The 11,198-nt window shown below is 42.4% G+C and carries 8 protein-coding genes and 1 other annotated feature; of the genes, 7 read left to right on the top strand and 1 reads right to left on the bottom strand.

The window, feature by feature from the left end:
* Nucleotides 1-10: 10 nt before the first annotated feature.
* From AB4Z45_RS30535 to AB4Z45_RS30560, 6 genes are all read left to right on the top strand, one after another.
* The gene (locus AB4Z45_RS30535) at nucleotides 11-1,087 is read left to right on the top strand and encodes a CHAP domain-containing protein (protein WP_441913178.1); all 1,077 of its coding nucleotides are present in this window, start codon (nucleotides 11-13) and stop codon (nucleotides 1,085-1,087) included.
* A 106-nt stretch (nucleotides 1,088-1,193) separates the two neighbouring features.
* Nucleotides 1,194-1,505 carry a rhodanese-like domain-containing protein gene (locus AB4Z45_RS30540; protein WP_441913180.1) on the top strand — a complete coding sequence of 104 codons (312 nt, stop codon included), beginning with the start codon at nucleotides 1,194-1,196 and terminating at the stop codon, nucleotides 1,503-1,505.
* Between the two features lie 164 nt (nucleotides 1,506-1,669).
* Complete coding sequence (locus AB4Z45_RS30545) at nucleotides 1,670-2,596, top strand: aminoglycoside phosphotransferase family protein (RefSeq protein ID WP_441913182.1); 927 nt, start codon at nucleotides 1,670-1,672, stop codon at nucleotides 2,594-2,596.
* Between the two features lie 196 nt (nucleotides 2,597-2,792).
* The gene (gene map / locus AB4Z45_RS30550) at nucleotides 2,793-3,539 is read left to right on the top strand and encodes a type I methionyl aminopeptidase (RefSeq protein ID WP_441913184.1); all 747 of its coding nucleotides are present in this window, start codon (nucleotides 2,793-2,795) and stop codon (nucleotides 3,537-3,539) included.
* Nucleotides 3,540-3,990: 451 nt separating this feature from the next.
* A complete protein-coding gene (locus AB4Z45_RS30555; protein WP_076269263.1) occupies nucleotides 3,991-4,395 on the top strand; it encodes a hypothetical protein in 405 nt (134 codons plus the stop codon).
* Between the two features lie 301 nt (nucleotides 4,396-4,696).
* Complete coding sequence (locus tag AB4Z45_RS30560; RefSeq protein WP_441913186.1) at nucleotides 4,697-9,130, top strand: endo-1,4-beta-xylanase; 4,434 nt, start codon at nucleotides 4,697-4,699, stop codon at nucleotides 9,128-9,130.
* Between the two features lie 119 nt (nucleotides 9,131-9,249).
* On the opposite strand, the gene AB4Z45_RS30565 is transcribed toward AB4Z45_RS30560, so the two are convergent.
* The gene (locus AB4Z45_RS30565; protein WP_441913188.1) at nucleotides 9,250-9,615 is read right to left on the bottom strand and encodes a VOC family protein; all 366 of its coding nucleotides are present in this window, start codon (nucleotides 9,613-9,615) and stop codon (nucleotides 9,250-9,252) included.
* A gap of 120 nt (nucleotides 9,616-9,735) precedes the next feature.
* Here AB4Z45_RS30565 and AB4Z45_RS30570 point away from each other — a divergent pair, with 120 nt between their 5' ends.
* On the top strand, nucleotides 9,736-10,272 hold the full coding sequence (locus tag AB4Z45_RS30570) for a hypothetical protein (RefSeq protein ID WP_441913190.1): 537 nt from the start codon (nucleotides 9,736-9,738) through the stop codon (nucleotides 10,270-10,272).
* Nucleotides 10,273-10,348: 76 nt separating this feature from the next.
* Nucleotides 10,349-10,585, top strand: a binding site (T-box leader).
* Nucleotides 10,586-11,198: the final 613 nt, after the last annotated feature.

Consider the following 11,198-nt stretch of genomic DNA (forward strand, 5'->3'; position numbering starts at 1 on the left):
AGGTGCTCATTTGAACACGATAAAAAAAGAACATCGAATGGAAAGCATTCGTTTTTTTGTACAAGAATTGATTTCATCGATCAATAATGAGGCGAAAAAACAAGAAGCGTCTATTCATTTATTCGGCGTTGCTAGCTTGGCCTCCATGTTGGCAATGAAAAGAGGACAGGATGACGAGCTCGCTTCAATCGCAGCATTGCTTCACCGATATTATGATTACAAAACCGGTATTAGTGAGTTTTCTGGTCTTAACAGCGCAGAATCCGTACGACCTTTTATTCGGGATTTGGATCTGTTTACGAAGGAAGAGCAAAATACAATTCTTAGAGCAATCTTTTATTATGAAGACAGAAGCAGAAGCCAAGGGCCGTATGAAGAAATTTTAAAGGACGCCTATTTATTGCAATTGTATCTTCACCAGCCAAATCATTGTTTTGATCAAGATGGGAAAAGAAGACTTGAAATGGTTTTAAAAGAACTTATGATTTCCGCTAAGTTTGTAGGAGCGTTAATAAACTGTGATACTGGCGGGACGGATGAGCGTTCAACTACGCGCGAGCTGCTTGCTGACATCGCAGAGTCGCTTGCGGCTAAAGATATTATTGGCGTTCCTGGCGATGAACAGTATAGAGAGATATGCCGATATTGGCCGGACTCTGATATCCATAAGGTGTTGAAAAATAGCTGGTGCGCTGCATTTGTTTATTATTGCTGCAAATTAGCCGGCTTTCGTCTCCCCATTCGTTACCCGAATGGTGTTTGTCGTTTTGCGGGTGTAGCTGCTTGGCTGGAATGGGCACAACTGCCTGAAACCGGATTTTTTTATAAGGATGGGCAGGATGGATTTAAACCTCAGCGAGGCGATATTGTCATTTACGATAAGTTGCTCTCTGATGAGCCTCATGATCATATTGGCATTATTTTGAGTTGCGAGGATACTCAGATACTCGTAGCTGAGGGTAATCGAGACAATCAGAACTACTCAGATGTTTTTTACAGGGAAAGACAACGCTTTATACTGGGATACATACGGATAAGCAATGACTACCAATATGAATGGTGCGGCGAGTACGTTCCAATTACTTAATGCTATTAATGATTAAGTAGGTTAATCAAGATAGACATGAGCTGGCCATAGCGTTACAATGCTTGTAAATGAAAATATAAATGCAGCGCTTGAAGGGATGGGTAACATGTACTCAGAGATTACGACAGCCGAGTTAGAGAGCCAGTTGAAGGAAGGTAAAACCTTAAATCTAGTTGATGTTCGTGAAACAGAGGAGTGGCAAGAAGGCCATATTAAAGAAGCACGCAGCATCCCGCTTTCGTCGCTCCAAGAGCGGATTGATGAGTTTCAGCAAGGGGAAGAAGAGATCATTATTATTTGCCGCAGCGGCGGCCGCAGTGGGAAAGCTTGTGATTACCTCGAATCTCAAGGTTATAAAGTTGTAAACGTAGCTGGCGGCATGCTTCAATGGCAAGGCGAAGTAGCTACTGGAGAATAATAGGTTTCTAAAAAAGCCCAATGCGGGCTTTTTTTTATTTGCATATTCGAATGCAGGAATAGATCACCTAAGGTAAAAGTATCAAATGAATATATCTATTGTTTCTCTTGCTGCGATTAACGAAATCAAGCTATATTTAATCCAAATTATAGGGGGGCTTGATTATGTCGCACACGAAACCGAGCTTATCGATTCAAGAAGTGAATACGGTGCTGCAGCGTCACTTTGGAAGCGAAGTAAGCCATATTACGGCTAATGAGGGCGGTAACTTCAGCAGCGTTTTTTTCTTCGAATGGGCTAATGAACCATATGTGATACGCTTCAATTCATCCAAGGAATCATTTCTGCAGGAAGAGACGATTTCAAATCTGCTTTCTTCACAACAGCTGCCTTATCCGAAAGTTTGCGGTATCGGTGAAGAGCGGCATTTCTCCTATTGTATTTCAGAGCGAAAGCTTGGAATCGTACTGGCGGATTTGCAGGCTGAGCAAAAAATGGCCGTTGTCCCGGATTTGGTTCATGTCATTTCCAAGATGAATCAGGTTCAATTAGGACAAACAACAGGATATGGCCCGGTCATAGACGGGAAAAATGGTCAATATGCGGATTGGGAGTCATTTGTAGCAGCGTTTTTTGCAGAGAATCAGGAGGGAACCTTTTGGGAAAACTGGCATGAGCTGTACCAGACGACCTGTTTAGAGCGTGATGTTTTTGAAGAGATATATTCGAGGCTGATGGCATTTTGCAGCTATAACACAGCGCATAGACATTTTGTTCATAATGATTGTCATGAGTGGAATATTATTTCTGATGGCAGCAGCATTACCGGAATTATAGATGCAGGGTTCATCTATGGCGACTTTTTGATCGATATAGCGACGATAGAAGAAGCTGTACCTGGTATAGATTTGGGTGAAGCATTCCGTTTTCACTATGAGCTTTTAGGCAAACCAATTGAAAACTTTAAAGAACGGCTTATTGGCGCTCGATACTTTAAAGGTCTGGACGGTCTTCGCTTTTTTGCGAAAATGGGCTGGGATCATGCATATATCGAGCTTCGCGATAAGCTGCTATCTCTCCCTAAAGGGTAAATCATTAGAATGCCTCTCTACACACGCAGAGACATTTGCACATATAATGAGAACACGCAACTGACAAAATGCTGACGGTTTTTGTGCAGTTTGGATATATTTTTATGACCATTTGAGGTATCCTTAGAATCACACTGTTTTTTAGAAAAATACTTCAGGCATCATTGTCCATGAAGTAAAGGATTGGGTGATTGAAATGATTGTTATCAAAACGAGTGAAGAAATAGCAAAGATGAAAAAAGCTGGTGAAATTTTAGCTGCTTGCCACCGAGAGCTGCGTACATTTATTCAAGCAGGCAAAACGACGTTAGAGATTGATAAATTTGTCGAAGCTTTTTTGCAAAAGAATGGAGCAACTCCCGAACAAAAAGGATATCACGGCTACCCTTTTGCAACATGCGCCTCGGTTAATGATGTAATATGCCACGGTTTTCCAAGTGAGCGGGCATTAGTCGGTGGTGATATCGTAACCATTGATATGGTGGTCAACTTAGACGGTTGGTTAGCAGATTCCGCTTGGTCTTATGCAGTCGGCAATATATCGGAAACATCGCAAAAGCTGCTTGATGTGACAAAGGAATCCATGTATAAAGGGATAGAGCAGGCTGTAGTGGGAAACAGAATCGGAGACATATCTCACGCGATTCAAGCTTTTGCTGAAGCACAAGGCTTCTCGGTTGTAAGAGATTTTATAGGTCACGGAATTGGTCAGAAAATGCATGAGGAGCCTCAAGTGCCTCATTATGGCCCGCCGAATCGTGGTACACGTCTAAAAGCCGGGATGGTTTTGACAATTGAGCCTATGCTTAATACTGGGAAGTACCACAGCAAAATCGATGAAGACGGATGGACGGCTAGAACGATCGATGGTGGTTTATCTGCGCAATACGAGCACACGCTTGCTATTACAGAAAATGGTCCGATTATTTTAACCGAGCAATAGATTTTATAAATGAACAGACTATAGCAAATTAATATGGCCTAATGGCCACTACTATAAATTTCATTGTACTTGGCCTGCGTGCCTGTTTGTTTCTAGTGGAACAACGGGTTACAGGCTTTTTTATTTTGTAGATCAAAATTTTGAGTTTAGAAGCTGTCCCTAAAAGGGCGTGAGTGAGTGGACTTTTATCGATGTAGAAAGAACCTTCCAAATCACTGTGAAAGTGGAAACGAAGGTTCTTTTCTCGAAAATGAATAGATGTAAAGCTTGGGTATGGATTCCGAAGTTAACTTTTTGGAACACCCTTCTTTTGAAACGTTTTTTAATGACATGTTACTTTTTTAATAGGAAGAGTGTCTTATTACATATCAGGCAGAAGTGAGGTTCATGCATATTTCGGATAAACAAATCGATAATCAGATCAACACCTTGAAGAGAGGGAGGAGCCATAATGAGCAAAAAAATGGGATATATGTTATTGGGCGTTTTCTCTTTGCTACTTGTCATTTTTTTATTCAACTGGCTTAGAACAAATACTGACAATTTCGGAATGCTGCAGAGCTTCTCTGTGACGATTAATAATCAATCGGATTATGATATCGTTTCGGTTGAAACTGGAATTATTTCAAGCCTTGAAAAGCATAGCTATGCAAAAATAATTAAAGCAGGCGACACGGTTCGAATAAAACCGCAATTGAAATTAACAGGTGAAGGTGCTGTATACTTGAAATATACGGATGACAGGGGAATGACGAAGGAGACTGTTGCTTGCGGCTATACCGAATCCCTTTCTGGGAGCACGAAGTTAACCATTGATAATAATGGAGTTGCAGAAAATGAACAAAAGTGCATGTAAAGCTTGTTGAACTCTCAAATGTGCAGGTTCCGTTTTTACAATTTTTAATTAAACGTAATGATAATAATGGTTAAACCCTTTTCTCATTTGTGAGATAAGGGTCTTTTTTGTGCGGATAATTGTAGACTGCGCTGGGTGGAACTCATCCCTTGTAAACTGTAAATCTCTAGTTAAAGTAATAAATATAACTAATATTTTTTAGAGTACAATCTATATTTCTTCAGGTATTTTATTCCTTTCTGCTTTGATAAGATTTTTGTGTAAGCGTTATCAATTTATATTTAAGACAAGGGGGATGGAAATGCGAAGGAAGTTAAGTATGCTATTGGCGTTCATTTTGCTCTTCGGTATGTTGACGCCGATAGGAAGATTAGGGAACACAGCTCAAGCCGCATCAACAACGGTGCTTCAAAATGGGTTTGAAGATGGAAATGCTGGCAGCTGGCAGCCGTTTAATTGCAGCGGAGGCACTGCGCAGGCAGCCGTTTCTTCAGAGCAGGCCGCAACGGGATCAAAAGCGTTGAAGTTATCTGGGCGGGGGAGTGTTAGCTGCAGCCCAAGCATTGAGCTCAATGCTTTGCTTCAAGAGGGACATAGTTACGATATTTCGTTTAAAGTAAAGCTTGGAGCGGGTACTGATCAAGCACATGTTACGATGAGAATGACTGATCAAACGAATAACTTTGATTGGATCGTGGGCAACCAAAACATTGATGATCAAAGCTGGACAACCTTCTCCAAAACATCGTATACGAGACCTGCTGGCTCAAAAGCAATGACGATGTATTTGGAGACAGTTTCGTCGACTGCTGATGTGTTTATTGATGATCTCTTGATCGTAGATCATACACCAACTGATAATCCCGGCAGTGGTGGAGGAACTCCGATTGGGCCATTGGAATTCGGCTATAACTTCGATGATGGTACAGCCGAAGGCTGGAAACCAAGGGGAGATGGCGTAGCCGTATCGGTATCGCAAGAACAGCAAAAGTCAGGCCAATACAGCTTGAAAACGACAGGCCGTACGTTGGACTGGAACGGGCCGACCGTTAGTGTAGTCGATAAAATGACGAAAAATGCAAAATATGAGGTTACAGCTTTCGTCAAGCTTACTGAAGTGCCTTCGGCTTCCAGAACGATAAAGTTATCGGCTGAACTGGATGCGAGTGGATCCAAGAGCTGGGTAAGCATTGCTTCAGCAGCAGTAGCTTCGACAGATTGGGTACAGCTCAAGGGGACTTTTAGTTTCAATTCAAATTTAACAGATTTAAGCTTCTATGTTGAAAGTTCGGGTGTAAAAGACGCTTATTATATCGACGATATTAAGGTCTTAATGACGGAACTGCCGCCTAAGACATCCCTACCTGTTCAGACAGATCTTGCGAAGCTGAAGGATGTTTATCAAAAGTATTTCAAAGTAGGGGCAGCGCTAGAGCCGATTCAGCTTGAAGGGAAAAGCAGAGAACTTCTAGATATGCATTTCAGTTCAGTCGTTGCTGAGAATGCAATGAAGCCTGGTTCAATTAATTCAACAAAGGGAACTTACAATTTCGAGAGTGCAGATAGACTTGCCAAATACGCAAGAGACAACAAAGTGAACATGCGATTCCACACGCTTGTGTGGCATGAACAAGCAGCAAACTGGATGTTTAACGATGATAATGGCACCGTATTGATTCCAACTCCAGAAAACAAAGAGCTTGTTCTCAGTCGGCTAAAAGATTTTTTAAGCGTTGTGGTACCAAGATATGCAGACGTCGCCACGGATTGGGATGTCGTGAATGAGGTCATTGATGAAGGCAGACCGAATGGTATGCGTAATAGTTTATGGTATCAATTAACAGGCGAAGATTTCATTAAAGTTGCCTTTACTGAAACGCGTAAATTGCTCGATGAGTTGTATGTGCAAGACCCGATAAAATATGCAAAGGCTAAAAATTCCAAGCTAGTTATTAATGATTACGGAACAAACAATCCGCAAAAAGCAAACTTTTTATTAAACCTTGCAAAGAGATTAAAAGCAGAAGGTGTGCCTATTGATTCGGTTGGCCACCAAACTCATATTAACATTAGCGGACCGTCAATTCAGCAAATTTCTAATTCAATTAAGATGTTCGGTGAGGCCGGCTTCGACAACCAATTAACTGAATTTGATGTCTCGGTTTATTCGAACAACACGGATGCCTACCAAGAAGTGCCTCAAGATTTGCTTGCCAAACAAGGCTACCGTTTTAAAGAGCTATTCGAAGAATTGAAGAAATTGGACGATATGGGCAGGACAGCTGAAAATCCGGAAGGCTGGATAAGCAATGTTACCTTCTGGGGAATCGCTGACGACCATACATGGCTCCACAATCGTCCGGTCACTCGTCAAGACGCGCCATTTGCTTTCGATAAAAACTTCCAAGCGAAACCTGCTTATTGGGGAATGGTTGATCCAACGAAGCTGGTAGCGGTGAAGAAAACTACAAATGCTGCAAAAGGAAGTCCAAACCCAAGCAACATCAATGATATTTTCTGGAGTACAATTCCAGCTATTTCATTGGAGAAGAGCGGCGTATTAGAAGCTGCTATGAAGGTGCTGTGGGACGAAAATAATATCTATGTAAAGGCAATCGTGACTGATCCATCGAAATTTGCTGGTGATAAGGTCGATTTGTTCGTGAAGAGCGGAAATGAAATTAAAAAGGTACAGGTTGAAAGAGGGGCAGCTAACGCTGTAGAAACGAATAAAGGTTATACAATTACTGCTGCTATTCCGTTAAGCGGAAGCACAGTGGACAGCAAAGTATCTTTTGATATTCGCGTCACAGATTCTGGTTCAGATGACGGTACTGAGCATGGCAAGAATGGCAGTATCATTTCGTGGAGCGATCTTGGAAACAATCAAGATCAGAATAGCAGCGGTTATGGCGAGTTGACGCTTATCTCAGGAACAAAAGTATCAACTGCAAAATACGGCACGCCTATTCTCGACGGTGAAATGGATGCAATGTGGGCGAGCGCCAGCAAGCTTGCTACCCAAGTTAAAGTAGAAGGCGGCGAAGGATCTAAAGCTGAATTTTATACGATGTGGGACGATAAACATCTTTATGTTTATGCTTTGGTAACCGACAAAAAATTGTCGGATGCGAGTCCAAACCCATGGGAACATGATTCCATTGAAATTTTCGTAGATCAAAACAATGGAAAAACTAGTGCTTATGAGGGTGATGATGGCCAGTATCGAATTAATTACAAAAATCTGCATACGGTTGGCGGTCATGCCTCTCATGACAACTACACTTCGGTGACGAAGACAGTTTATGGGGCTGATAATATTGCTACCGGTTACATTGTAGAGGCTGCAATCAACTTGGATTTGATCACCCCAATCAACGAGACGATCATTGGTTTTGATCTTCAGGTCAACAATGATGATAACGGTACGGGTAAAAGAGATAGCGTATGGATGTGGAACGATCCTACAGGAAAGTCTTATGAGAACACCTCACGATTCGGAGTGCTTGTATTAGCTGGCAAGCCTATTGGCGGAGGAGACCCAGGTCCTGGCGGCAACGGCAACACAGGCAGCATTCCTGCTAATAAGCCAGGAGAAATTAATGCTATTATTGATGCGAACGGCAATGCTAAGGCATCTATCAGTGCTGCCGATGTGAAAGCTGCTATTGCAGATGCTAAAGCTGGTTTGCTGAAATTCCAGGCTAAAGCTTTGGATAAGGCGAAGCAAGTTGCATTCAATATTTCTGTTGAGCAAGTTCAAGCTGCGAAAACGGCAGGTATTAAAGACATCGAATTCAACGCTGGTCTTGCTACTGTTCAATTGCCGATTTCATTATTCGAAGCCACTGAATCGACAGGAAATATTGAACTCATTGTTAATAAAATCGCAGCTGAGACAATGTCTAGCGAGGTTCGTGAACAGATTGGAACGAATGCGGTTTATGATTTCAGCTTAATCATTGGCGGCAAGATGATAAGCCAGTTTGGTAATGGTCTGTCTGTAGGTGTATCTGTGCCTTACGAGTTGAAGAATGGCGAAAATGCAAATCAAATCGTCATATTGTATATTTCTGAGGATGGAAAGCTTGAAGTGCTTGCGAATAGCAGATACGATGCTGTTACAGGTTTAGCCAAGTTTACTACGACTCATTTTAGTAAATATGCTGCTGTTTCAATCGATGTAAGCTTTAAAGATATAACTTCCGTTACATGGGCGAAAGACAGTATTATCGGGCTTGCAGCTCGTGGCATCGTTACAGGTGCATCTTCACAAGCTTTTGAGCCTAATCGTTCAGTGACGAGAGCAGAGTTTATCCATATGCTTATTCAAACGCTAAACCTGAAGCAAGCAGGAGCGATCAGCACATTCCATGATGTGAAGGAAGGCGCCTGGTATTATAATTCAGTTGCTTCAGCTCAGCAATTAGGCATTGTTACAGGGTTTTCAGATGGGACATTCGGCATTAATGATAAAATTAGCCGGCAGGATATGGCAGCAATGGCATACAGAGCGTTGCAGAAAGCGGGAAAAACGTTAGAGCAAGTGAACGATAAAGCCCAGTTCAACGATGCAGCAGCAATCGCTGAATATGCCAAAGAGGCTGTAGCCATGCTGCAAGCAGCGGGTACAATTAATGGCATGGGCAACGGCAGCTTCGCACCAAATCAAACGGCAAGCCGTGCACAAGCAGCTGTCATTTTATATCAGTTGCTGCAAAAATCTGCGAAATAACTGCAATGATTTTTAAATCGTAATGTGTTAAAAAGAGCCGATAAGATGTTTGTTGGAGTATGAGTGCTGAACCCATTCGGGGGCTCGCCCATATACAACTCTTCTTAACGGCTCTTGGTTTATTTTCCAACTAGTACAAATACGTTGCCATCAGGAGCTTCGAATACAGCGACATGTCCAGACTCCGTAGCAAAGGGTGCTCTAATCCATTGAATTTCTTCATTTTTGCTTAACTCGTTGTGTGCTTCACGGACATCTTCAACCAGAATTTCAACTTCAGTAAATTTGTTGTCAGGATGATTGCTAAGAACAAGTTCAGAGCTGTCCTTCATTGGAAATTTTAGACCGATGATTTTCCAAACAAACCCATCCTCTAATACTCGTTCTATTTTCCAGCTTTCAGTTAGACCCATCGCAGTGTAAAAGGCAAGAGATTTCTCAATTTCGATCGTGTGAATGCAAACGCACTCTAGTTTCTTAAACATAAGGTCCAACTCCTTTGTTATTAATGAGAACATACGTTCTATAAAGGATTCTACTATTTTCCATATTGAAAAGCAACCATAAGCAGTATTATACTTTTTATGGATTGGGGGAATATAGGCATGCTTGAATTCTTGTATCACTACTATGATGAATCGACTGGTCCATTCCGCAATTTATCAGACTTAAATCCAGAGGAAGCAGATCGTGTTTTAAACGAAATTATTGTTCAAAATAAAGGCTTCGCCAGCAAACGGTCCGCGGATTACCTGAAAATTCGACGGAGTCTCGAATTAAAAGCAAGAGATTTATTTATAGATAAAGGCGGCATACCCATTCGGAAGTTTCCCCATTATATGACTCTCGGGGAATGTCCATGGCTCTTAGAATGGTATCCAGCAGGTAAAGTACTGCAAGTTCCAATGTCGAATTTCGAGTCAAATACGATTAGTTTTACTTATGGAGATTTGTTTCCGACGATGAGGTTCCAAGACGGAAAGCCTTATCGAGGTCAGGTCTATACTATGAAAGAGATCTTTGAAGTAGTAAGAGAATTTGGATTGCCACAAGAATGGAATGCCAAAGGAGAGAGAGGACCAGAAAGATACATCGAAGTGCAAGTGTGGGATGATGAACCGTTGAACAAATGGAAGTTATAGTTCGAAAAATGCAGCGAGACTTGACACCGAGATACACTTCCTGTATAAATACTTCTAAGCATATGAGTTAGAAATAACAACATTAGCGATTGGGACAGTAGTCTAGGACCGATAGTTGCAGCGAGCCGGGTTAGTGGAAGCCGGTACGGATGTCTTAGATGAAGCGGGCCCATGAAATGGTTTGCCGAAACGAACGAAGTTACTTAGTAGGCAAATCCGGTCATTGACCGTTAAGAAAATGAGGGGTCAAGCTGCTTATTAGGCTTGGCACTTAGAGTGGTACCACGGGATCTTTATGGCTCTCGTCTCTTATTTTAGAGACGGGGGCCTTTTTTATTTTGGCGTGCCCAGAGGCACGCATCTTCTAACCGGTGAAAGTCCGGTCGTGGGAAGAGCCAAGACCTCGCGTAGCTAGGATATTTGCGTATGGCGAAAACTGTGCGTAAGAGCGTATCGACGAAAGTACCTGTCAGAGACAGGTCGAGCGACATGCCAGGCCGTAACATAAAGTGAATCCTGCCGCGTCGTTAAAAAGCCCTTGCAAGAGGAAGAAGAGGAAGTCGAGTCCCGCATAATTGGACGAAGACCAAGGAAACTGTCTAGAACTTGGAGCGACAGCGAAGGATCCTCCGGCGTATGGGGATCGGCATGGTATGAAAGAAGATGCAGTGAACTGGGAGACCCTCCCCTGCACGGAAAGTTTTTTTTTTCGTAACGAGATGATCTATAAGCCAAAGGCGAAGTGAGCCATCTGCAGGAAGGGAGTCCGAGGGGCATATAGTACCGAGGAACGCAGGACAACACAACCTGCGGGAGGGAAGGCGCCCTGCTTTGTTCAAGCTTTTTAAGGAGGTACGAGTGAGTGAATGCCAAATGGCTAACGACACCTAAGGAAAAAGTTCAACAACTCCAAGAGAAGCTAGGTC

Origin of the sequence: Paenibacillus sp. MCAF9, from assembly GCF_052114265.1 — a bacterium.
Classification (GTDB): Bacteria; Bacillota; Bacilli; order Paenibacillales; family Paenibacillaceae; genus Pristimantibacillus.

Coding starts and splice junctions, on each gene's coding strand:
- AB4Z45_RS30540 (WP_441913180.1), top strand. CDS start 1,194: ATGTACTCAGAGATTACGACAGCCGAGTTAGAGAGCCAGTTGAAGGAA.
- AB4Z45_RS30545 (WP_441913182.1), top strand. CDS start 1,670: ATGTCGCACACGAAACCGAGCTTATCGATTCAAGAAGTGAATACGGTG.
- map (WP_441913184.1), top strand. CDS start 2,793: ATGATTGTTATCAAAACGAGTGAAGAAATAGCAAAGATGAAAAAAGCT.
- AB4Z45_RS30555 (WP_076269263.1), top strand. CDS start 3,991: ATGAGCAAAAAAATGGGATATATGTTATTGGGCGTTTTCTCTTTGCTA.
- AB4Z45_RS30560 (WP_441913186.1), top strand. CDS start 4,697: ATGCGAAGGAAGTTAAGTATGCTATTGGCGTTCATTTTGCTCTTCGGT.
- AB4Z45_RS30565 (WP_441913188.1), bottom strand. CDS start 9,615: ATGTTTAAGAAACTAGAGTGCGTTTGCATTCACACGATCGAAATTGAG.
- AB4Z45_RS30570 (WP_441913190.1), top strand. CDS start 9,736: ATGCTTGAATTCTTGTATCACTACTATGATGAATCGACTGGTCCATTC.